Here is a 22,786-nt window from a genome sequence, read left to right as displayed (position 1 = left end):
GTGGCACATGGCGGTCACGGATGACGGTGGCGGGGGCGACGGCGCCGAACTGAAGCGGCGGGCGGAGAAGTTGCGGGAGTGCGCGCGGGAGGCGCGGTCGCTCGCTCGTGAGCTGGGGCCGTATCTCGACGACGCGGTGCGGAAGGCGACGCCGCGCGCGGCCTCGTTCCGTACCGGGGGCGACAAGGGCGCGATCTGGCAGGGGCCGTTCGCCGACGAGTCCACCGCCGCCCTTCAGCAGCGGCAGCGCAGCCTGAACCGGATGGGTACGGCGCTGCTGGCGGATGCCACGCGCTGGGAGGCCCAGGCGGACGAGCTGGAGCGGCAGGCCAAGGCGAAGGACAAGGCCAAGTCCGCTGCGGGAGGCGGTCACTGATGACGTTCAGGGGCTTCGACGCGACCGGGCTGACGGCACTCGCGAACCAGCTGGACGCGCTCTCCCGGAACTCCGGGAAGCTGCACTCCCGGCTCGCGACCGTCCTGACCACCGCCCAGCAGAACCTGCCCTCGGGGCAGAACGCCTCCCGGGACCCCGAGCTCCAGGACCTGGTCGGCGACGTGATCCCGATGCCGTCGATCTTCGGTGTCGGCCGAAGGCGGCTGCCCGGTTCCCTGGGCGGCGAGCTGTCCGACCTCCAGACGTCGATGAAGCGCCGGATCAAGCAGCTGGAGGGCTTGCAGGAGCTGGAGAAACGCGGCTACCCGGTCAACGACTCCATGGTCTTCCTGGACGAGTCGGCGCCGGACGCGCAGAAGATCGACGACGCGCTGCGCGATCTCCAGGCCCTCCAGGGCAAGGACTTCGGGATGGACGGCAACCGTGACGACCTGGAGAAGGTCTCCGGTGAGCTGGACGGTCTGACCGGCGCCGAGCTGGACGCGCTGATGACGAAGGCCTCCCCGAAGGACCTCGCCTTCTACAACCAGCTGGTCAGCAGCACCGACGACTCGGGCTGGAACCCGTTCGACGACAACGGTCTGCCCGAGGACAGACGGCGGGCCACCCTGGGCCTGATGCTGTCCAAGATCAGCCCGGAGAACGTGGGCAAGTTCCAGGCGGCCTTCCCCGGCACGCAGCCGACGTTCACCAATACGGGGGCGTACGAGAGCGGCGGCAACAACCAGAACGGCCAGACCAACAACGGTATTCACTGGGCGCCGCCCTCCGACCCGCTGTTCCAGGACGGGGTGTCGGCCGACGACGTCAACCAGAACCAGTTCGGCGACTGCTGGTACGTCGCCTCGCTGGCCGGCCTGGCGCAGAAGGACCCCAAGTTCGTCCAGGACGGGATCAGGCAGAACCCGAACGGCACCGTCAGCGTCCGGGTCTGGGACAAGAACGGCAACTACCAGTGGGTCACCATGACCGCCGATCTGCCGACCGACCAGAACGGCAACCCGATCAGCACGTACGGCAACGGCGAGACCTGGCCGGCGTACTACGAGAAGGCCTTCGCGCTGGTCTACTCGGACGACGGCGACGGCGAGCGCGGCTACGGCGGTATCGAGGGCGACGACCCGAAGAAGTCCGCCCCCTACCTGACCGGCAAGGAGGGCGACGACCTGGAGTCCGGCGGCTTCCTCGGCATCGGCAAACACGACGACAAGGACATCGGCTCGCTGAAGAAGGCCTTCGACTCCGGGAAGGTCGTCACCGTCTCCACGCCGGACGACGAGGACCTGGACAAGAACCACCCCTCGGAATGGGGCAGCACGTATCACAGCAACCACGCCTACTACGTGCGCGGCTTCACCGACGACGGGAAGATCATTCTGGGTAACCCCTGGGGTGTGAAGGGTTATCCGCCGATCACCGTGACGCAGGATCAGTTCGACAAGTACTTCCAGGGACCCGAGGCGTTCGATGTCCCCTGAGGCCCGACAGGTGAGCGCAGTGACCGAGCCCGAGCTCCAGCCGGAGCACCCGCACGTCAAGTACCCCTTCGAGTTCGACGGCCGCTGGGTGCTCCGCTATCACATTCCGTACACCGTCGAACACGAGGGACGCACGCACCGGATCGTGGCGACGGTCTTCGCCCGGCCCTCGGTGCACGGCCGGATCCAGGTCAGCAGCGAGGACGGGCCGGGCGTGGACTACGACGACCTGACCCCGGGTTCCCTCGTGGAGATCACCGGAGACACCTGGCGGGTCGCGGAGGTCGACTACCGCACCCGTGTGGTGCTGGAGCGCGCGAGTACCGGCGGGGAGGAGGGGACCGGTGCGGAGGGCGTCGGGTAGCGGCGCCGGGGCGGTCGCCGCCGCTGTGCTGCTGCTCGCGGGTTGCGGCGGCGGGGCAGCGCGCGGCAGCGGGGAACCGACGGCGGCACCGTCCCGGGACAGCGGCCCGGTGTGCGTGGGCGCGGCCCCGGCCGCGGGCGGACTGCATGTGCTGCGGGGCGGCGGCTTCAGGCTGCCCGGCGGCGGAGGCGTGCGGTACGCGGCCGCACACGCCGACGGCTCGACCCGTACCGCCGTACTGGGCGACGGGGCCCGCTACGAGGCGGGCCGAACGCAGCAGACCGTCAGGGCCGGACAGCGGATCACCGTCTCCGGGCATGCCTACACCGTTCGCCAGATCTGCTCCTACCGGGTCGTGCTGGAGCCCGCGGCCGAGCGGGACAGGGCCGCGGCGGCCGCGGCTCCCGGTTCCCCGCGCCCGGTCGGCGGGGAGGCGGACGACGGCTTCTGCTTCACCACCAACCCAGCCGTGCTGGCCACGGCGTCGAAGGGCTTCCCGCCGCGTGGAGGCACCTTGTCGGTCCTCGACAACGGCGGTGTGTCGCGCTTCCCCACCGGCCTGTCCCTCACGGTCTCGTACGTCGACACGAAGACGGGCACCGCGCGCGTGCAGGGGGTCTGCGCGGCGGTGACGACGGCCGACTACGAGAACGTCCGGGTCGGTGACACCGTCGAGTTCGCGGGGGTGCAGTTCACCGTGTCCGGGCTGACCGAGAAGGCCGTCAAGTTGCTGCGCGAGTAGGGGCACGTGCATCCTTCCCCATGGTCGCGCGCGTTGGACGGTGAGGCGGACGGCACGGACGAGTCTGCGGTGACGCGGTGAACAGACTCGGCGCCCGCATGTGCGAGTTCGCCCGTCGCGCCGGTTCCGAGCCGGCCTCGGGTCGCCATGTCCCCCCTCCGGAGCCGTTAGGGTCTAGGCACGTCCCGACAGCGGCCATGGAGAGGAACTCGTGTTCGGCAAGGGCAAGAACGTCGATGAACCTCCCGTCCTCACAGTGCCCTGGGCTGACGCCTGGGAGTTCGCCGTCAGCGAGGAGGAGCGCCCCGCAAGTGGTCAACGCAGGCGCCCAGTGCTCGGGATCCGCGCTTTCCGCGTCCCTCACGGCTCGGGCGCCCAGCGGGTGAATGCCCCCTGTGCGTACTTCCCGCCACCGGCAATGGGTGGCGGCCCGCGCCTGTACGAGGACGCCGCTGGTCACACGCTCCTGTGCTCCGTGGAGCAACCGCAGGGAGATGGCGGCGAACGCCGTCATGACGTACGGGACGGACAGGGGCAGCTCATCGGAACGATTCGACGCATCGCACCGCTCAAGCACGCCCTCAAGCCGACCTGGCGGATCGGGCAGCCGGGGCGCGCCGAGATCGTGAGCAGCGCGGAGTGGGCGAAGGGCGGTACGAAGGACCTGGTCCAGCGTGGCGCCGGCAAGGTCCTGTTGGGGGTCGTTCAAGCCGTCGCCGACATGGGTGCCGACGGCGGTGACCAGCCGGCCAAGTCACGTGTGCTGGAATGGAAGGCAGACGGGGAGCTCGTGCTGACGTCGGAGAGCGACCGCAGATTCCTGGTCAGGGCCGCATGGCTGGACCGTCGGCTCGTCTTCGCCTACGCCCTTCTGCGCACGAGCTGACGGCCTCCATCTCTCCTCGCCGTGAAGCATCTGTGATGCAGTGCTGCGTCAAAACACCGTTCCGTATCCTGTACATCGGTCCCGACCAGTCATGTGAAGCCAGGACCACAGCTTCTCCGGGGGATGAAGCATGGTGATGAGAAACGTCAATCCAGATGACTTGGACCATCTGGCGAAGCTGCTGGACGGTCGCGGTGGTGTGCAGGACAAGCTGGACGAGGCGTTCACCCGGGCTTCGCGGCTCGGCGTCTCCAGCAAGCTCGCCTCGCTCAACCCCATGCGTTCATGGGTGAAGGACACGGCCCCCGATCTGCGCAAGCGGGCGATCTACGCCCGGCTGGAGAGCGGGGATCCGGAGGCGGGGCTGCGCTGGGCGGGCTTCAGCGCCAAGGACATCGAGGCGTACAAGGGGCTCTCGCCCGACGAGATGCTGCTCGCCAACTCGGTGGCGGCCAGCGACGATCCGGGCGCCGACGTCTTCAAGCGCCGCCCGGACGAATCCCTCGCCGACTACCTCGACCGGCTCAAGGCACACGCGATCTCCGAGATACCGGGGCTCAAGCCGCACGAAGAGACGATCGCCACCATGATCGGCCTGTTCGGCGACTGGGGTGCCGTCACCACCGCCTCGGCGTTCGTCACCATCCAGGGAACCTCGCTCACCAAGGTGCTGCTGGGCAACTCCCTGAAGGCCGGGGCCCTGCGCACCTGGAAGACCCGGCTCGGCGTGGTCCTGCGCGGCTCCGACAACGGACTCATACGCTCGGCCGGAAACGGCCTCATCAAGTGGACGCCGAAGATCCGCTCCCTGAACGCGCCCGGAAGCTGGCTGCCCGGCCAGCTCGGCCGGATGTTCTCCGGCAGCAGCCTCTACCGGAACGCCAGCCGTATTCCGCTGACCAGCGGCGTGCGCGGCGACCTGTTCGGCGACGCGTACAACTGGGTCCGCGAAGCGGAATTCATGGAGAGCTCCGGCATCAACAGCGCCGTCGACTTCGTGGTCGGGTCGGACGACGTCGCCAAGATGTACGCCGGTTTCACACACTCGGGCCAGCCCGTCACCCGTGCCGGCAATGCCAGCCTCATCAAGGTGTTCACCAAGGCCGCGAACAGCCAGCGATTCGCCAACTCTTTTGCAGAGGCCACGAATGCCGCGCGCGGAACGGGCGCCCTGCGGGCCGGTTTCGGCGCCGCCGCCAAGACCGCCGGGTTCCTGCGTGGCGCGGGCATCGTCGGCGGTGTGGTGTCGACGGGGTTCAGCGCCGCCAACGTCATCTCGCAGGGCAACCCGATCGAGGCCTTCAAGCGCAACGGGGCGGGGTACGTCGCCGATGTCGCCGAGGTCGGCTTCAACGCGTCCCTCACCGCTGCCATGATCGCCCCCAACCCGGTCACCATCGGCCTCGCCGTCGGCACGGGCCTGATCTACGGCGGCGCCAAGGTCGTCGAGCACTGGGACGACATCACCAAGGGGGCCGGCAAGGCGGCCGACTGGGTGGGCAACAAGGCGAGCGACCTGGGCAAGAGCATCGCCAAGTCGAAGGCGAATCCGATGAACTGGTTCTGAAGCCTGCCGCCCGCTCACCCCCTCCGACCGGATCCGCGGCAGTGGTCATGGTCGTGGCGGCATGGTTCGAACGCCGGCCGGCGTTCGCGTTCGCCCTCCTGCGCGCAGGCTGATCCGGGGCTCCCCGCGCCCTGTCGTCGTACGCGCGGCTGGGTACAGTCGAGGTGGCAGGGCTTGAGGCGTGGGCAGGGAGGGGTGTTGTGGTGTTCGGCAGGCAGAAGGCGCAGGAGCCGCCGGTTGAACAGGTCGGCTGGTCCGACGTCCAGACGTTCGTCGTCTCCTCGGTGGAACGACCGGTCACGGTCAAGCGCAGCCGTGCCACGGGCGGCCCGCCGGCCGTGCGCGTGGCCCGCGGGTCCAAGGATCTGCGGGTGCTCGCACCCTGCGCCTTCCTCGGAATGACCTACACCCAGCGGCCGGGTCTGCCGTCGCTCCCCGAACACACGCTGTACGAGGACATCTACGCCCAGAAGCTGCTCTGTTACGTCGAACCGGCCGTGGACGTCGACGGTGAACTGCGGCATGTGGTGCGTGACGGTGCCGGGCAGGCCATCGGGACGCTCACCCGCGTACCGCCCAAGCACCGGCCGTTCAAGCACACTTGGCGCATCGACCAGCCGGGGCACCCGGAGATCGTGGGACGCAACGAGTGGGTGAGCGGGGACGCCAAGGAGATCGCCGGCCGGGTGGCGGGCAAGTTCCTCGGGGGTGTGTTCAACGCCATCGGCGACCTGGGCGCGGAAGGCGGCGACCAGCTCGCCAAGTCGCGCTCGCTGGAGTGGCGTTCGCAGGACAAGGTGGTGATGGTCTCGGAGGGCGACGGGCGGATGAGCGTCCGGGCCGGCTGGGTGGACCGGCGTCTGGCCTTCGCGTTCGCGCTCATCGGCGATCGTTGAGCCCAACTCGCGGAACACAGGACGCCAGCGGGCAGTGCGGTGCGGCAACTGGGCGGCCAGCGTTGCGTGTTCGCTTGCGCATCGCTTCAGCACATCTGATCCTCCGCACCCTCACCACCCCGCCCGTATCATGGTGCGCCGACTCGCGGCCGTCCTCGCCGGTCCGTGTGGGAGTGCTCTAGGGGGATGAAGCATGGGGATGCGCAACGTCAATCCTGACGATCTCGACCAGCTCGCGAAACTGCTGGACGGTCGCGGTGGAGTGCAGGACAAGCTGGACGAGGCGTTCACCCGGGCTTCGCGGCTCGGCGTCTCCAGCAAGCTCGCCTCGCTCAACCCCATGCGTTCATGGGTGAAGGACACGGCTCCCGATCTGCGCAAGCGGGCGATCTACGCCCGGCTGGAGAGCGGGGATCCGGAGGCGGGGCTGCGCTGGGCGGGGTTCAGCGCCAAGGACATCGAGGCGTACAAGGGGCTCTCGCCCGACGAGATGCTGCTCGCCAACTCGGTGGCGGCCAGCGACGATCCGGGCACCGACGTCTTCAAGCGCCGCCCTGACGAGTCCCTCGCCGACTACCTCGACCGGCTCAAGGCGCACGCGATCTCGGAGATACCGGGGCTCAAGCCGCACGAAGAGACGATCGCCACCATGATCGGCCTGTTCGGCGACTGGGGTGCCGTCACCACCGCCTCGGCGTTCGTCACCATCCAGGGAGCCTCGCTCACCAAGGTGCTGCTGGGCAACTCCCTGAAGGCCGGGGCCCTGCGCACCTGGAAGACCCGGCTCGGCGTGGTCCTGCGCGGCTCCGACAACGGACTCATACGCTCGGCCGGAAACGGCCTCATCAAGTGGTCGCCGAAGATCCGCTCCCTGAGCGCTCCCGGCAGTTGGCTGCCCGGCCAGCTCGGCCGGTTGGCCTCCGGCAGCTCCCTGTACCAGAACGCCAGCCGTATCCCGATGTCCGGCGGCGTGCGCGCCGACCTCATCGGCGACGGGTACAACTGGGTGCGCAGCACGCCCCTCATGCGCAGCTTCGGTCTCAACAACGCCATCGACTTCGTGGTCGGTTCCGACGAGGTGGCCAAGACGTTCGGCGGGCTCAGCCACGCGGGGACGCCGGTCACCCGGGCCGGCGGCGCGAGCCTCGTCAAGGTCTTCTCCAACGCCTCCAGCGCGGCGGGCGACACGGGCGCCCTGCGGGCCGGTTTCGGCGCCGCCGCCAAGACCGCCGGGTTCCTGCGTGGCGCGGGCATCGTCGGCGGTGTGGTGTCGACGGGGTTCAGCGCCGCCAACGTCATCTCGCAGGGCAACCCGATCGAGGCCTTCAAGCGCAACGGCGCGGGGTACGTCGCCGACGTCGCCGAGGTCGGCTTCAACGCGTCCCTCACCGCTGCCATGATCGCCCCCAACCCGATCACCATCGGCCTCGCCGTCGGCACGGGCCTCATCTACGGCGGCGCCAAGGTCGTCGAGCACTGGGACGACATCACCAAGGGGGCCGGCAAGGCGGCCGACTGGGTGGGCAACAAGGCGAGCGACCTGGGCAAGAGCATCGCCAAGTCGAAGGCGAATCCGATGAACTGGTTCTGACCGGCGGTCACGGTGTCCCCTCGTCCCGGCCCCGGCCGAAGAGGAAGTTCGCCGGGATCGCCAGCAGGGCGCCGCTGGTCGTCAGGGCGGACCTGTCGACCTCCTCCAGCACGATCGCGATGGCGAGATCCGTGGCGTCGGCCTCGCCCTCGGCCTTGCCGGCCCGGGTGCCGCCGACCTTGGGGATGTAGCGGCCCCGGTCGATCGTGACGGTCACGCCCTCGCGCTTGAGCCGGGCCTGTTTCATGGGCCCGTAGGACGTGTAGGTGTAGCTTCGCTCGCGGTACGTCATCTCCAGCCGGCGGGATCCCTTGCGAACCCCTTTGACCTTGAGATCCATCCGGACAAGCGTCTGGTCGACCTTCAGCCATCCCCCGTCCAGCGAGGGGAGTACACCGCTGCCTCCGCTGAACAGAGTCTCCGGAAACTGATCGCCCTGCACGACTGCTTGCCTCAGGGGGCCGTCGAGGGTCGTTCCGGACGGGCTGTACACCCGCACCCCGCCGAATTCGCCAACGGTACCGGAATACCCGTTCGCGATCCGGCCGTCATGAACGGGCACCAGCTCAAATTCGAAACTCTTCGTCATTCGCTCTCCGCTCGGCATGGGATTTCCTGAGGCTAGAACCAGTTCATGGGATTCGCCTTGGACCTGGCGACACTCTTGCCCAAGTCCTTGGTCTTGTCGCCGGCCCATTTGGTGACCTGCCCGGCACCCTTCTTGATGCCGTCCCAGTGCTCGACGACCTTGGCACCTGCGTACACCCCTCCGGTCACCACGACAGCACCGATGGTGAAGGGATTGGGAGCGACCGTGGCAGCCGTCAACGAGGCGTTGAACAGGGTCTCGCTCACATCGCCGACGTACTTGGCCCCTTCGGTTCTGCTGCCGAAATGACGTCCCGGATCTCCCTGGGACCACACGTTCGCGCCGCTGTACGCCGTGGCGAACACCCCACCGACAACACCGACGGCTCGCAGGGCCCCGCCCATCCTGCCTGCCACCCTGAAACCTTCTCCAGCAGCGGCAAAGCGCCCCTTGCCGAACAGACGGGCGTCGTTGTAGACGTTCTTGCCGACCTTCCAGTAACTGGCGTTTCCCGCCCGGCCCGGAATCTTTCCGGCATGCGTCAAACCGCCATACATCCGCGCAAGTCTGTCCGATCCGACCAGCCCGTCAATGAGCTTGTTCCCGCTCATTCCAAACAGGATGCGACTGTTCATGACCTGGCTGCGTCGAACGACGTCGAAGGCATCGCCCACCCGGGTGGCCACCTGATTGTTGACGAACGGGACCCGTGCGACATCCTGGTATGTGCCGTTACGGGATGCGAAACCCGCCAGCTTCCCCGGAAGCCATGAACCCGGCGCGGAGAGAGATCGCACCGGAGGCTCCCATTTGGCCAGCCTGTTACCCCATTCGGTGAACTTCCCGGGAGCCCAGGCGTATCGCCCCGGCAGCCGCTTCAGGAGATCCGCGGCCCATATTTTTCGGCCGCTCAAGTATCCCTGGGTCACGGAGTTCCCCACCAGGACCTTCGTCAGGTTCACCCCGTGGAAGGTGGCCAGGCCGCCGTGCCGGAGCGTGGTCCTGACGTCACTGATGTCGCCGAGGAGTTCGGCGATCTCCGGCTCGTACGGCTTGAGGGCCGGGATGCCGGCGATGCCGTGGGCCCTCATGCGGTCGACCCAGTCGTCCAGGGACTCCCCGCTCCGGCGTCGGAACGCGTCCGTGCCGGGGGTGTCGTCGGTCGCCAGGGCGTTGGCCAGGAGGAGGACTCCGGGGGCCTGGGTGTAGACGGCCGCCCTGGCGATGTCCCCGGCGTCGAACCCGGCCCACCTCAGGCCCGCCGTGAGGTCTCCGTCCTCCAGTCTTGCGATGGCCGCCCGTCGGCGCAGGTCCGCGGCCGTGTCGGGGAGCCAGGTGCGCAGGGGCTTGAGGGGGGTCAGGTCCGCGGTGACGCCCAGGCGCGCGGCGCGGGTGAAGGCCTCGTCGAGCCTGTCCCGTGCCCCGCCCCGGCCGTCGAGCAGTCTCGCGAGGTGGTCGAGGTCCTCGGGGTCGACGTTCCTCATGTGCGGTGGCCGTCAGCGGATCGCTACTCGGCTTCGATCAGGAGTTCTTCCTTGTCCGGGAGGAGGTCGGTGAGCTTCTCCCAGACCTCTGCGGAGTTGGAGAGGGTGAGGACGAGGGGGCTGTCCGGGCCGACCTGGCCGGGCAGGATGGGCTCCTCGGGCTTCTCGCGGATCCAGTAGCCGAGGGGGCCGCAGTCCCAGACGGCGAGGGCGCGGATCATCGCGGAGCGCTTGCCGTCGTGGAGGCCGTCCCAGGCGGTGGTGACGCGCCAGGTGGCGTTGAGGGCGACCACCAGGTCGCGGAACTGCTCCAGGGCCGGGGACGCGAGGCTCGCGTCGGCGTCCACCAGGGCCTTGCCGACGTTGGCGAGGGTGGCCTCGTCGTCCGGGCCCGGCTCGTCCAGGGCGACGAACGCGGCGTCCAGCGCGGCCATCGTCGTCTCGATGCGGACCCCGGGGGCGCCCTCCTGCGGCTTCTCACCCCGGTGCAGGTTGACCTTGCGGGCCAACTCCCAGACGAGGGTGTTGGGTTCGATGGAGACGTACTCGGACTCCTCCTCCCCCGGCCAGCCGTCGTGGGAGATGACGGCGTCCTGGCCCACGACCACACCGTGGTTCACCGCGCCGTGCTCGCCGGTGACCTCCACCTGGATCATCACCATCGGGTCGGCGAGGGCGCCGAGCAGGTCCCGCAGCACCGGGGCCAGTTCGCCCTCCTCGCCGACCAGGCCGACGCGCTGGAGCTCGACCAGCGACTCCCACAGCTCCTCGGGAGGCGTCTCGCCGTCCAGGAGGTGGGCGAACACGGCGACATGGCGGTCGGCCAGCCGGAAACGGGCTCGGGAGCTGTCGTACGAGGGCACTGGTCTGCAATCCTCCCGTGAAACCGGCGGTGTTGCCGGCTCTCACCGCTTACTTCTTGTTGTCCTTGAGGTCGTTGGCGTCCTGCGTGCACCGATGCGCCTCGTCACGCAGCGCCTTGGCGACCGTCCCGCACGTCGTGGTCCAGGTCTTGAGCCTGCCGCGCACGTCGTCCGCGTTCGGGCCGGACCAGGTCTTCATCCCCGTCGTGCTGTGGTTCCTGGCCGAGTCGACCAGCGAGTCGATGTGGTCGGCCAGAGACGTCAACTGACTGGCCCGCTGGTTGAGTTCCTGTATGTCTGGATTCGCCATAGCAGTCTCCCCCGGTGTCTCAAGGGCCCCAGCATACTGGCGCGGCACGGGCGTTCCGAGTGAACCCCCTGGCCCGGATGAACCGGATGAACGGGGTGAACACGGTTCGTTCACCGGATGATCGCATCTTCGGCAGCTCTGGACGGGAACTGCGCATGGTGCGGTAGCGTCCACTGTTGCAAACGGACAGTCCGCTTGTTTCTGACGACTACACGGGGAGGATTCGCTATGGATCGCGGTGCAGATCTCGGACGGCTCCGGGAACTCTCCAAGCTCTATGCGCGCAAGGCCAACGACCTGCAGGCTCTGATCAAGGACCTCCAGGCGGCCACTGCCGACAGCACGGGCTTCTGGAAGGGTCCGAAGGCCGATCGCTTCCGTGACGACTGGCACGACGTGAAGCCCACCTTCGAGAAGTGGGTCGACACGCTGAACGACGCCAGCAAGTCGGCGAACACCAGCGCCGACAACATCGAGCGCGCCACCTGATTCCGGGCGAGCCGCGCGATTGTCGCGATGCATCGGGGCGCCCGGCCGGGGATCTGCGGATCCCGGGCCGGGCGCCCCGGTCGTTCACTGACGTACATCACCCCGAAGGGGGACGGGCGACTCAGCCGTTCATGACGCCCTGCACCGGCATGTAGGAGCCGCCGGACACGAACAGGCCGCTGCCGGCCGGACCGCCGCCGCTGTTGGCCGGCAGCCGGATGCCGAAGAGCTCGCCCTCCGAAGGGGACTGCGGGGTCAGCAGCAGGCCGTTGCGGGACTTGCGGGCCTCGACCGAGAAGCCGCGGTACTGGCCGGAGAGGCTGTCGGTCGCACCGGCGGCGAGGAGGCCGATGCCGCCGTCGGCACCCTTGCGGACGACGGCTTCGAGGGCCTCGTCGAGGCGGGTGTCGTAGAGGAGTTCGGCGTCGTCGACCACGACGACGTAGGAGCCGTTCGGGGCGGCGCCCGTCAGTTCCTCCAGGTCGTCCTCCCGGCTGTCGGCGTTGAGCAGTCCGAGGACGCCCTGACGGCCCGCCAGGTCGCGCAGCGGCGAGCGGCGCGGGGCGACCAGGACCACCGGGGTGCCCGAGCGCAGCAGTGACTCGGTCGCGGCCAGCAGCAGGGTGGAGCGGCCGGACTTCGGGGGTCCCGCGATGACGAAGCCGGGGCCGTTCTCCTCCAGGTCGATGCCGATGGGGTGGAGTTCGTCGCCGCCGACGCCGACGAGGGCCCACAGGGGCGACGGCGGGGTGAAGTCCGGGTCCAGGGCGAGGGCCTCGGTGGCCGTGATCCGGGTCGGCAGGGCGTCCACGCGCAGCGGCCGGCGGGCGGCCGGGATGCGGCCGTACCGGGTGCGCGCCTCCTCGGCGATCTCACGCAGCGCCCTGACCTGGGCCTGGCCTGCCGGTTCGGCCGCGAGCAGGCCGATCTGGGTCTCGTCCACACCGGTGTCGGTGATGCGCAGGGCGCGGCCGGGAGGCATGTTCTTCGGCACCTCGCGGGCCTGGAGGCCGGCCGTGGAGTAGTCGTTGGAGTCGGCGAAGCGCATGACCAGCCGGTCGGCGAAGGCGGAGGAGACATGGCCGCTGAGGCCGCTGCGGTCGGCCGTCATGACCACCTTCAGGCCCACCGCGGAGCCCTCCCGGAAGATCCGCTGGGCCGCTTCGAGCAACTGGCCGTAGTTGTAGGCCTCGAAGGTGGAGGCGAAGCCCTCCCAGCTGTCCAGGAGCAGCACCATCCAGGGCAGGCGGTCCTCCGGGGCGGCCGAGGCACGCTGTTCGGCGGCGCTCGACGCGCCCTCCATCGCGAGGAGTTGCTGACGCCGGGCGATCTCCGCGAGCAGCCGGTCGATGAGCCGGCGGACCCGGTCGGGCTCGTCGCGGGTGACGACGGCGCCGACGTGCGGCAGCCGCATCAGGGGCAGCAGGGCGTTGGAGCCGCAGTCGATGCCGTAGACGTGCACGTCGTGCGGGGAGGCCGAGCGGGCCAGGGAGCCCGCGAGGGTGCGCAGGGCGGTGGAGCGGCCCGAGCGGGCACCGCCCAGGAGCAGGGTGTGCTCGCCGTGCACCAGGTCCAGGGACAGCGGCTTGCGGCTCTGCTTGGCGGGCAGGTCGATCAGGCCGTACGGAATGGGGGCCACGTCCGCGCCCGCCGGGCCACCGGCGATCTGCCCCGCCGGGCCACCGGCGATCTGCCCCGCCGGGGCACCGGCGCTCTCCCCCGTGGCGGCACCGCCCGGTGTGCCGTACGACTCCAGTTCCTCCAGGGTCACCAGTTCAGCCAGCGGCGGCAGCCAGGGGCTGCGCTGCTCGCCGAAGCCCATCCGCTGCGCGCCGTCGCGCACCGCGTCGACCAGGACCGCGAGGTCGGTGACCATCGTGCCGTCGTCCTCGGCCTCGTCCCGCTTGGGCAGGGGGCGGGCGTAGGAGTTCCACTGCAACGGGATCAGCGTCGCCTTCGGACCCGTCTGCCCGGTGGCCGGTCGGCGGCCACCGATACGGGCCGACTGCACGCCGACCAGGGACTGGGCGCCGGAGCGGACGTACATGCGGCCGGGCGTCGACTTCGCGATCGCGCCGGAGTCGGGGGCGTCGATGACGTCCGTCGACTCGGCGGCGTCCGTGACGCGCAGGGCGATACGGAGGTTGGTGTTGGCCCGGATGTCCGCGCTCACCACACCCGCCGGGCGCTGGGTGGCCAGGACCAGGTGGACCCCGAGGGAGCGGCCTCGGCGGGCGATGTCGACCAAGCCGACGATGAAGTCGGGGAGTTCGTTGACCAGGGACGCGAACTCGTCGATGACCAGGACCAGTCGGGCCATGGGCTCCAGCTCGGGGCGGAGCTTGCGGGTGTCGTTGTAGTCCTCGATGTCCTTGGCGGCGGCGTCGAACAGAATCCTTTCGCGCCGGTGGAGTTCGGCGGCGAGCGAGGCCAGGGCCCGTTCGGTGAGGTGGGCGTCGAGGTCGCTGACCATGCCGACGGTGTGCGGCAGACGGGCGCAGTCCATGAAGGCGCTGCCGCCCTTGTAGTCGATGAGGACGTAGTTCAGGGCGTCCGGCCGGTTGGCCATGGCCAGCGAGGCGATGATCGTCTGGAGGAGTTCCGACTTGCCGGCACCCGTCGTGCCCGCGACCAGCGCGTGCGGGCCGTCGCGGCGGATGTCCAGGACGAAGGGGCCGTCGGCCGCGATGCCGACCGGCGCGGACGTCGTCGAGCCGCCCGCCCGCCAGATCCGTTCCACGTCCGCGCCGGTCGGGTCGGGCAGGCCGATCAGGGTCAGCAGCCGGGCGGCGGTGGGCAGGGCGCTGTCGGCGTCGTCACGGCTGACGTCGCGCACCGGCGCGAGGGAGCGGGCGAGCAGCTCGCACCACTCCGGGGTGACCTGGTCGGCGAGGATGTCGCCGACGCCCTCCATGCCGTAGCCGCGTACGCGGACGTGGTGGGCGGCGTCCGGGGACCAGGCGACGACGGCCTTGCACTCCTCCGGGAGCAGCCGTTCGTCCTCGTCGATGCACAGGGCGATGATGCCGTTCTGCGGTCCCTCGGTGAGGAGTTGGGGCACGCCCGGGACGCGGCGCAGCAGGCGGGCGCCGTCGAGGATCACGAGGATGTTCGGGTCCGGGTAGAGCTGGCCCATCATGTTGTTCTGCTCGCGGGCGGCCTTGCGCCGGGCGAGTTCGTTGAGGAGTTCGTTGACCCGGCGGGTGATGCCCTCGGAGTCGAAGCCGACCAGCGCGACACAGTCCTGGCCCTGGTCGGGGTCGGTGTGCGGCAGCCAGTGCGCCCAGTCCCAGTCGGCGCCGGCGGCCGGGGTGGCGGACAGGGAGACGAGGGAGAGGTCGCGGGGGCTGTGCAGGACGGCGGCCTGCACGCTCAGCCAGCGGGCGGTGGACAGGGCGCGGGCCCGGTCGCCGGCGATGCCGACGACACCGAGCCGGGCGAAGGGCAGGGTGACCGGGACGTCGGGCAGGACCGGCGGTTCGGGGGTCTCCTCGTCGTACGAGGTGCCGCCGCGGCCCATGACCATCTCGACGTCGGAGGGCAGGCCGCCGACGCCGACGCGCAGTTGCATGACGTCCGGGTCGGTGAGGCGGCGCTCCCACAGGCGGCGGCGCGGGCCGGTGGCGAAGAGGAGGAGTTCGGCCGGGTCGGGGCTGTCCTCGCGGCGGCCGTGCTGCTCCTCCTTGGCCAACTGGGCGAGTTCCACCTGGTGTTCGGCGAGGTCCTTCTTGTACTGCTTGAGGGAGGTCTTGTGCTTCTTCTTGCCCTCGCGGTTCTCGCTGAACCACTGGCCGATCATCATCAGCGGGCTCATCGCGCAGAACAGCAGCATGTAGATCTGCTTGGTGACGAAGTACATGGTCAGCCCGAAGAGCATCGGGATGAAGGCCATGATGAACTGGAACCGCGCCCGCTCGTTCTTCGACGGCGGCAGCGGTACGACGATGCGCCGCCGGGGCCGCAGCGGGTTCAGCCGGGGCGGACGGTTGTAGGCGAGGCCGCCCTCGCTCATCGCGGAGAGGTGGGCGTCGGGCTCGGCCACCCGGTCGAGCACGAGCAGCGAGTCGGCGACCCGGACGACACCGCCGAGCGGCCACGGCGTACCGGCCGCACCGCCCGCCCTGCCGACGGCACCCGCCTTGGCTCCCTTGGCCCCCTTGGCCGCCTTGCCCGGTTTTCCGGCGGCTGCGGCCGTTCCCGCGCCGCCGGCCGTCAGCGGCTCGTCGTCGAGCAGGACCTCGGCCCCGCCCTCCGCGGCGAGCGTGGTGTTGCCCTGGAGGTCGACGGTCAGCCGCAGCGCGACCGGCGGCAGCGAGGGGTCCGGCAGGGGCAGCGAACAGGTCGGCGCCGAGCCCACCGTGGCCACGCCGACGCCGAGCCGGACCACCCGTCCGGCGGCGGGACCGCCGGCCACTCTCAGCTCGTACTGCCCGGCCGGCTCGCCCTTGCGCAGCAGCGGGCCTATCGCGTCGTCGACGGAGATGCGCATCCCGTCGCGCAGCACCCCGGCCGCCGGGGCCGCCGGGTCGCACAGCATGCCGTCCGCCCACAGGGACGGCGCCCCGGTCCCCGCCGCCCCCTGGCCGGGCGGCGGGACCAGTGACGTACCGCGCATGGGTACGACGTTGCCCGGCATACCGCCCGCCGGCGGGGCGGCCCGTCCCACGGCCGTCCCCAGCACCTCGGCGACGTCGCCGGCCGTGGCCGTGTCGTCCGCAGTGACGACGACGTCCTGCGGCGCACCGCCTTCGTGCACAAGCGTGACCAGCATCCGCATCGTGGTCGTCCTCCCCGTGTTCGCTTCCGCAGACACAGTAGTGACAGTCGGGGCGCCGGGGAGCGACGGGGGAACGCGGAGACAACAGCCGCTCGGCTAACCGACCTTCGACATGCGGGCCACCGGATTGCCCTCGGCCGAGCTGTCCGAGGTGTACGTCAAGTCGTCGCCGGTGCGGGCGAGTCGGACGGTGTGCGCGGCCGGGTTGCAGCCGTCGTGGTTGCCCTCGGCGCCCACGGAGGTCGCCACGATCTCCGTCGCCGTCACCGACTTCAGGGTGAGGATGTCGTTGCACACCCCGCCGAACAGGTCCGTCTGCCGGACCCTGCCCAACTCCTGTCCTACGGAGGCTCGTCGGACGGTGAGCCGGAAGGTCCCCATGGGCACGGTGCCGTCGAGACCGCTGCCCTGGCCCTCCCAGGTGCCGAGGTAGCGGGTGGGAACGGTGCCGGTGGCCGAACCGGCGGGGGCAGACGGTTCGGCCGATGGCGTCGCGCGGCCGCTGGCGGGCGCCGAGGCGCCGGTGGACGGCGTCGCGGGGTCGGTGGCGGCGGCCGAGCGGGAGCTGTCGCTGCTCGCCGACGAGCCGTGGCCGCCGTCCGGCAGCAGGTCGAGGACGAACACCGAGCCGACCGTCACCGCGGCCAGCGCCCCGGCCACCGCGAGGGCCAGCGTGCAGCTGACCCGCCGTCCCCGGCCGCGCTCCCCCGGGGTCGACGTCGCCGCCACGGTCACGGAGACCTTGCCGGGGCGGGCCGGGGACGACGGTTCCGGTGCGGCCGCGGGGGCGGTGTCCCGCGGGTGGGCGTCGCGCGGTCCGGGCAGGGGCGGCGCGGCGGGCCCGGCCGGGGTCCGTTCGTCCGACGGTGTCACGGACGGCGGCATCACGGGCGGCGGCCCGAACCCGCCCGCCGCGGCCGTCGCCTCCACCGACGCGCTGCTGAAGCCCACCGGCCCCGAAGGGACCGCTTCGGCGGCCTGGGCCGCCTCCAGGTTCAGCAGCTGTACGGCGCTGCGGCTGACCTGTTCGACCAGGGGGCCCGGCAGCCAGCCGCCCGCCATCAGCCGGGCCGCGCCGTCCGGTGCGAGCCGCCGGGCCACCTCGCGGGGTGCCGGACGCTCGCCCGGCGTCTTGGCCAGGCACGCCTGCGCCGTCGCGCGCAGGTCGCCCTCCAGGCCGCCCAGTTGCGGCTCCTCGTGGACGACCTTGTAGAGCAGCGCGGCCGAGGAGTCCCCGGGGAACGGCGGCTCGCCGGTCGCCGCGTACGCCAGGACCGCGCCCAGCGAGAAGACGTCGGCGGCGCCGGTGACGCCGCCGCCGAGGATCTGCTCGGGCGCCATGTAGCCGGGTGAGCCGACGGAGACGCCGGTCGAGGTCAGGGAGGCGGTGCCGTCGGTCGCCCTGGCGATGCCGAAGTCGATGAGCAGGGGGCCGTCGAGGGTGAGCAGGACGTTCGACGGTTTCACGTCCCGGTGCACCAGGCCCAGGTCGTGCACGGCGGCCAGCGCCTCGGCGAGGCCCGCGGTCAGCGCCCGTACGGAGTGCTCGGGCAGCGGGCCGCCGTCCGCCACCGCGGCCGCCAGGGACGGGCCCGCCGCGTACGCCGTCGCCACCCAGGGGACCGGCGCGGACGGGTCGGCGTCCAGCACCGAGGCGGTCCAGGCACCGCCGACCCGCCGGGCGGCCTCGACCTCGCGCCGGAAGCGGGCACGGAACTCCTCGTCGAGCGCGAGGTGCGGGTGCACGATCTTGACCGCGACCGTGCGGCCGCCGGCGCTGCGGCCCAGGTAGACCCGGCCCATCCCGCCGGATCCGAGCCGGCCGAGCAGGCGGTAGGGCCCGACGGCAGTGGGCTCGTCGGCTGCGAGCGGCTGCATGATGTCCGCCTCTCCCCCGTAGGACACAGCAGCAGATTAGGGCCTGTCCGGCGGATCAGGCCCCGGACGCGGGGCCTGGCACGGCATCGTTGCTTTCCGCGCCTCGATCCGCCGGACAGGCTTTCCTGCGACTCGGTCCGCCGGACAGCCCCGGTGTGCGGCCGCCGCCCGCGGCCCCTGCCGCCGGCCAGGCGCTACGGCTGGAGGAGGTCCACCTTCACGTCCGCCGGGAAGCCGGTCGTCGGGCCGACCCGGCGGGCGAACTCCGTGACCGCCGCGAGCTGCGGGTCGCCGAAGCGGAAGTCGAGCGTGGTGAAGTACTGCTCCAGGACGCGCTCGTCGAAGGCCTCCCAGCGGGCCGCCTGCTCGGCGACCTTGCCGACCTCCTCCAGGGAGAGGTTGCGGGAGGCGAGGAACGCCTCGTGCACCTGGCGCGTGATGAGCGGCTCGCGCTCCAGATAGTCCCGCCGGGCCGCCCAGACCGCGAAGACGAACGGCAGGCCCGTCCACTCCTTCCACAGCGCGCCCAGGTCGTGCACGGCGAGGCCGTAGCGCGGGCCGTCCAGCAGGTTGGCGCGCAGCGCCGCGTCGCCGATCAGGACCGCGGCCTCCGCCTCCTGCATCATCAGGCTGAGGTCGGGCGGGCAGGTGTAGTACTCCGGCTGGACGCCGAAACGGTCGGCCAGGAGCAGCTGGGCCAGCCGGACCGAGGTGCGCGAGGTCGAGCCGAGGGCGACCCGGCGGCCGTCGAGCCGGTCCAGCGGCACCTGGGAGACGATCACGCAGGACATCACCGGGCCGTCGCAGCCGACGGCGATGTCGGGGAAGGCGACCAGGTCGTCCGCGTTCTTCAGGAACTCGACGAGGGTGATGGGCCCGATGTCGAGGTCCCCCTGCACCAGCTGCTCGCTGAGCTTCTCCGGGGTGTCCTTGGTGAGCTCGAAGTCGAGAAGCGTGCCTGTTCTCGCGAGCCCCCAGTACAGGGGCAGGCAGTTGAGGAACTGGATGTGGCCGACACGCGGCCGGGTGCGAGGATTGTCCACATCGGGAGGCTAGACCCTGGACCGAGCCGGACAGCGGGCACCCCCGCGAGGACGATTTGTCAACCTCATCCGATCGGCTTCAAACGTCCGAGTGACGTGATCTTGACCTCTATTGCATTCGGCCTACCGCGTGCTAGGCTCGCCGCAAGTTGCAGTTTGGTTTCCCTTGCAGTACAGAGCCTGCGGAGCATGTGACCGCGGGCTCTAGTCGTTTTCAGACGTATGCAGTTGTGCGGCACAGTTTTCACACTTGCAGGGTTCTGGAGCAGGGCGACCCTTTGGGCCCAAGGAGGGCTTATGGCTACCGGAACCGTGAAGTGGTTCAACGCCGAAAAGGGCTTTGGCTTCATCGCCCAGGAAGGCGGAGGCCCCGACGTCTTCGTCCACTACTCCGCGATCAACGCCAACGGTTTCCGTTCGCTCGAGGAGAACCAGTCGGTCTCCTTCGACGTGACCCAGGGCCCGAAGGGTCCGCAGGCGGAGAACGTCACCCCGCTCTAAGCCTTAGGCTCTTCGAGCCCGAAGCTTTGATTCGGATCAGATAGCAGTACCCAAGGAGCCCCGCGCCATCCGGCGACGGGGCTCCTGCCTTTTGCCCGGGGCGCACCCGGCTCGACCCTTCACGGCCGGCCGGTCCGGTTGTCAGTGGCGCCCGCTACGGTCCCCGGCCATGACCTCCGAAGCCACCACGCCCCCCGTGTCCGGCAGCGAGACCGGTACCGGCAGCGACACCGACTTCCTCGCCACCACCCGCACCTTCTACGACGCCATCGCCGAGGACTACGCCGACCGCTTCCGCGAGGAGCTCGTCGGCCGGCCCCTGGAGCGGGCGATCCTCGGCGCGTACGCCGAGCTCGTGGGCGACCGCGGTCCGGTGGTGGACCTCGGTTGCGGGCCCGGCCGGACCACGGGGCACCTCGCCCGGCTGGGGCTCTCGATGTCCGGTCTCGACCTGTCGGAGTCGATGCTCGCCATCGCCCGCCGGGAGAACCCGGGACTGCGTTTCGAGCAGGGCTCGATGCTCGACCTGGACCTCCCCGACGGCGCCCTCGCCGGGGCGCTCTCCTGGTACTCGTCCATCCACACGCCGCTGGACCGGCTCCCCGCCCTGTTCGCGGAGTTCCACCGCGTCCTGGCCCCCGGCGGGCATCTGCTGATCGCCTTCCAGGTGGGCGACGAGCCACGCCACCACGACCGGCCCTGGGGTCACCCGGTGTCGCTGGACTTCCGGCGGCGGCGGCCCGAGCTGATCGCCGGGCTGCTGGCGGACGCCGGTTTCGTACTGCGTTCGCGGACGGTACGCGAGCCCGACCCCGCCCTCCAGGAGTTGGTCCCGCAGGCCTTCCTCATCGCCGACAAGCCCCAGATGGCGGCGAACGCCTCGAAGTGACTGCGCCCCTCAGCCCGGATACAGCCCCTCCACCTCGCGGGCGAAGTCCCGCATGACCGCCTCGCGGCGGAGCTTCATCGACGGGGTGAGGTGGCCTGCCTCCTCCGTGAAGTCGACGGGCAGGACGGCGAAGCGGCGGATGGATTCCGGCCGGGAGACCAGTCTGTTCGCCTCGTCCAGCGCGCGTTGCAGGATCGCCCGCAACTCGTCGTCGTCGACGAGGAGTTCCGGCGGGACCGGGTGCTTGCCGTTCATCCGGCGCCAGTGGGCGACGCCGTCCTGGTCGAGGGTGATCAGCGCCGTGACGTAGGGACGGGCGTCGCCCAGGAGCATGCAGTGCGAGATCAGGGGGTGCGAGCGCAGCCAGTTCTCCATGGGGGCGGGGGCCACGCTCTTGCCGCCCGCGGTGATCAGCAGCTCCTTCTTGCGGCCGGTGATGGTGAGGTAGCCGTCGTCGTCGAGTTCGCCGATGTCGCCGGTGGCGAGCCAGCCGTCCGGGGCCGCGGGGACGACGCCGCCGGCCGCCGGGTCCCAGTAGCCGCGCAGCACGTGGTCGCCGCCGAGGAGGATCTCGCCGTCGGCGGCGACCCGGATGCGGGTGCCGGGCAACGGCCAGCCGACGGTGCCCAGCCGGGGTCTGAGGGGCGGGGTCACCGTCGACGCCCCGGTGGTCTCGGTCAGCCCGTAGCCCTCGAAGATCTCGATGCCGGCACCCGCGTAGAACGCGGCCAGGCGGCGGCCCAGCGGGGAGCCGCCGCAGATGGCGTAGCGCACGCGGCCGCCCATGGCGTTGCGGATGCGGCGGTAGACCAAGGGGTCGTAGAAGGCGCGGGCCGTCTTCAGCGCGGTCGACGGGCCGGGGCCGGTACCGGTCTGTCTGGCCTCCAGGGCCTCGCCGTAGCGGCGGGCCACGGCCGCCGCGCGGTCGAACGAGGACAGCCGGCCGCCCGCCTCCGCCCGCGCCCGGGCGGTGTTGAAGATCTTCTCCAGCATGTACGGGATCGCCAGCAGGCAGGTCGGCCGGAACTCGGCCAGGTCCGGCAGCAGGTCCTGCGGCTTCAGGCTCGGCGCGTGGCCGAGGCGCACCCGGGCGCGGACGCAGGCGATCGCCACCATGCGGCCGAAGACATGGGACATGGGCAGGAAGAGCAGGACGGAGACCTCCTCCTTCATCCCGGCCCGGAAGATCGGGTGGAGCAGTTCGATGGCGTTGTCGACCTCGGCGAAGAAGTTGCCGTGGGTCAGGACGCAGCCCTTGGGCCGCCCGGTCGTGCCGGAGGTGTAGATCAGGGTGGCCAGGGTGTCGGGGACGAGCACCCCCCGCCGTACGGCCACCTCCTGGTCCGGCACCTCCTCGCCGAGTTCCACCAGGCGGTCCAGATGGCCCTTGTCGATCACCCACAGGTGCTTGAGGTCGGGCAGCCGCTCCAGTTCCGGGCCGAGCGCGGCCGCCTGGGCGGCGGTCTCGGCGACCAGGGCGACCGCGCCGGAGTCCTGGAGGATCCACCGGGTCTGGAAGACGGACGAGGTGGGGTAGACGGGGACGGTGACCAGGCCGGCGGCCCAGGCGGCGAAGTCGAGCAGGGTCCACTCGTAGCGGGTCCGGGACATGACGGCGATCCGGTCGCCCGGCACCAGGCCCTCGGCGATCAGCCCCTTGGCCACCGCCTGCACCTCGGCGGCGAACCCGGCCGCGGTCACGTCCCGCCAGGGCCCGTCGCCCCCGGCCCGGCGGCTGAGGACGACGGCGTCCGGTGCCGCCTCCGCGTTCTCGAAGGGCAGGTCGGCGAGGGACCCGTGGGTCACCGGCGGGGCGAACGGCGGTACGCAGGCCTCCCGTACGGCACCGTTCAGCCGCCGTGTCTCGGGCTCCACGAGCAGCGGCCCTGCGGCGTCGGCGAACGCGGCGGAGGTCGGAAAGGCAGTGGACACGGGCGGCTCCTGTGGCGTGCGGCGGTGGGGCTGCCGCTTGCGTTGGTACGTGCCTCGCGCGCCGAGGCGGTCACCGGCGAGGGCCCGCGAAGAGGAGGTTACCGGCGGTC

19 protein-coding genes are annotated in these 22,786 nt (G+C 70.8%); 11 read left to right on the top strand and 8 right to left on the bottom strand.

Annotated elements, in window-relative coordinates:
* Window positions 1-7: 7 nt before the first annotated feature.
* The 8 genes from ACZ7OY_RS17455 to ACZ7OY_RS17420 all read left to right on the top strand — a co-directional run bounded on the left by ACZ7OY_RS17455 (window position 8) and on the right by ACZ7OY_RS17420 (window position 7,921).
* Window positions 8-376 (top strand): hypothetical protein, encoded by a 369-nt coding sequence (locus tag ACZ7OY_RS17455; RefSeq protein ID WP_471912180.1) that lies wholly within the window; start codon window positions 8-10, stop codon window positions 374-376.
* Window positions 376-1,875 carry a C2 family cysteine protease gene (locus tag ACZ7OY_RS17450; protein WP_471912179.1) on the top strand — a complete coding sequence of 500 codons (1,500 nt, stop codon included), beginning with the start codon at window positions 376-378 and terminating at the stop codon, window positions 1,873-1,875. The genes ACZ7OY_RS17455 and ACZ7OY_RS17450 overlap by 1 nt, the downstream gene beginning before the upstream one ends.
* 19 nt (window positions 1,876-1,894) lie before the next feature.
* Window positions 1,895-2,239, top strand: a complete 345-nt coding sequence (locus tag ACZ7OY_RS17445) for a hypothetical protein (RefSeq protein ID WP_471912178.1) — start codon at window positions 1,895-1,897, stop codon at window positions 2,237-2,239.
* The gene (locus ACZ7OY_RS17440; protein ID WP_471912177.1) at window positions 2,220-2,981 is read left to right on the top strand and encodes a hypothetical protein; all 762 of its coding nucleotides are present in this window, start codon (window positions 2,220-2,222) and stop codon (window positions 2,979-2,981) included. The genes ACZ7OY_RS17445 and ACZ7OY_RS17440 overlap by 20 nt, the downstream gene beginning before the upstream one ends.
* Before the next feature lie 475 nt (window positions 2,982-3,456).
* On the top strand, window positions 3,457-3,867 hold the full coding sequence (locus tag ACZ7OY_RS17435) for a hypothetical protein (protein WP_471912176.1): 411 nt from the start codon (window positions 3,457-3,459) through the stop codon (window positions 3,865-3,867).
* 136 nt (window positions 3,868-4,003) lie between these two features.
* On the top strand, window positions 4,004-5,434 hold the full coding sequence (locus ACZ7OY_RS17430; RefSeq protein WP_471912175.1) for a PE-PGRS family protein: 1,431 nt from the start codon (window positions 4,004-4,006) through the stop codon (window positions 5,432-5,434).
* A 203-nt stretch (window positions 5,435-5,637) separates the two neighbouring features.
* Window positions 5,638-6,330, top strand: coding sequence for a hypothetical protein (locus ACZ7OY_RS17425; RefSeq protein WP_471912174.1), 693 nt, complete (start codon window positions 5,638-5,640; stop codon window positions 6,328-6,330).
* Between the two features lie 199 nt (window positions 6,331-6,529).
* A complete protein-coding gene (locus ACZ7OY_RS17420) occupies window positions 6,530-7,921 on the top strand; it encodes a PE-PGRS family protein (RefSeq protein ID WP_471912442.1) in 1,392 nt (463 codons plus the stop codon).
* Window positions 7,922-7,928: 7 nt separating this feature from the next.
* Here the strand turns inward: ACZ7OY_RS17420 and ACZ7OY_RS17415 are convergent, their stop codons facing one another.
* Genes ACZ7OY_RS17415 through ACZ7OY_RS17400 form a run of 4 tightly spaced genes read right to left on the bottom strand, consistent with a single transcriptional unit; the run spans window position 7,929 to window position 11,167 of the window.
* Window positions 7,929-8,528 carry a hypothetical protein gene (locus tag ACZ7OY_RS17415; RefSeq protein ID WP_471912173.1) on the bottom strand — a complete coding sequence of 200 codons (600 nt, stop codon included), beginning with the start codon at window positions 8,526-8,528 and terminating at the stop codon, window positions 7,929-7,931.
* A gap of 14 nt (window positions 8,529-8,542) precedes the next feature.
* On the bottom strand, window positions 8,543-9,994 hold the full coding sequence (locus tag ACZ7OY_RS17410; RefSeq protein WP_471912172.1) for a PE-PGRS family protein: 1,452 nt from the start codon (window positions 9,992-9,994) through the stop codon (window positions 8,543-8,545).
* A 23-nt stretch (window positions 9,995-10,017) separates the two neighbouring features.
* The gene (locus ACZ7OY_RS17405; protein WP_471912171.1) at window positions 10,018-10,857 is read right to left on the bottom strand and encodes a hypothetical protein; all 840 of its coding nucleotides are present in this window, start codon (window positions 10,855-10,857) and stop codon (window positions 10,018-10,020) included.
* Window positions 10,858-10,906: 49 nt separating this feature from the next.
* A complete protein-coding gene (locus ACZ7OY_RS17400) occupies window positions 10,907-11,167 on the bottom strand; it encodes a hypothetical protein (RefSeq protein WP_385522212.1) in 261 nt (86 codons plus the stop codon).
* A gap of 228 nt (window positions 11,168-11,395) precedes the next feature.
* Here ACZ7OY_RS17400 and ACZ7OY_RS17395 point away from each other — a divergent pair, with 228 nt between their 5' ends.
* Entirely contained in the window at window positions 11,396-11,656 is a 261-nt protein-coding gene (locus ACZ7OY_RS17395; protein WP_152885541.1) for a WXG100 family type VII secretion target, read from the top strand.
* Window positions 11,657-11,777: 121 nt separating this feature from the next.
* On the opposite strand, the gene ACZ7OY_RS17390 is transcribed toward ACZ7OY_RS17395, so the two are convergent.
* The 3 genes from ACZ7OY_RS17390 to ACZ7OY_RS17380 form a co-directional block, all read right to left on the bottom strand.
* The gene (locus tag ACZ7OY_RS17390) at window positions 11,778-16,433 is read right to left on the bottom strand and encodes an FtsK/SpoIIIE domain-containing protein (RefSeq protein ID WP_471912170.1); all 4,656 of its coding nucleotides are present in this window, start codon (window positions 16,431-16,433) and stop codon (window positions 11,778-11,780) included.
* A 96-nt stretch (window positions 16,434-16,529) separates the two neighbouring features.
* Window positions 16,530-18,311, bottom strand: a complete 1,782-nt coding sequence (locus ACZ7OY_RS17385) for a serine/threonine-protein kinase (RefSeq protein WP_471912169.1) — start codon at window positions 18,309-18,311, stop codon at window positions 16,530-16,532.
* Between the two features lie 194 nt (window positions 18,312-18,505).
* Window positions 18,506-19,354, bottom strand: a complete 849-nt coding sequence (locus tag ACZ7OY_RS17380) for a menaquinone biosynthetic enzyme MqnA/MqnD family protein (RefSeq protein WP_471912168.1) — start codon at window positions 19,352-19,354, stop codon at window positions 18,506-18,508.
* Window positions 19,355-19,651: 297 nt separating this feature from the next.
* Here ACZ7OY_RS17380 and ACZ7OY_RS17375 point away from each other — a divergent pair, with 297 nt between their 5' ends.
* Window positions 19,652-19,855 carry a cold-shock protein gene (locus ACZ7OY_RS17375; RefSeq protein ID WP_037627265.1) on the top strand — a complete coding sequence of 68 codons (204 nt, stop codon included), beginning with the start codon at window positions 19,652-19,654 and terminating at the stop codon, window positions 19,853-19,855.
* A 169-nt stretch (window positions 19,856-20,024) separates the two neighbouring features.
* Entirely contained in the window at window positions 20,025-20,744 is a 720-nt protein-coding gene (locus ACZ7OY_RS17370) for a class I SAM-dependent DNA methyltransferase (protein WP_471912167.1), read from the top strand.
* Window positions 20,745-20,753: 9 nt separating this feature from the next.
* Here the strand turns inward: ACZ7OY_RS17370 and ACZ7OY_RS17365 are convergent, their stop codons facing one another.
* Window positions 20,754-22,676: an AMP-dependent synthetase/ligase gene (locus ACZ7OY_RS17365; protein ID WP_471912166.1), complete on the bottom strand. Its 1,923-nt coding sequence runs from the start codon at window positions 22,674-22,676 to the stop codon at window positions 20,754-20,756.
* Window positions 22,677-22,786: the final 110 nt, after the last annotated feature.

It is taken from the genome of Streptomyces sp. NPDC107559 (genome assembly GCF_055657365.1).
The sequence above is the reverse complement of the archived record's forward strand: the minus strand, read 5'-3'. Positions and strand labels throughout refer to the sequence as shown.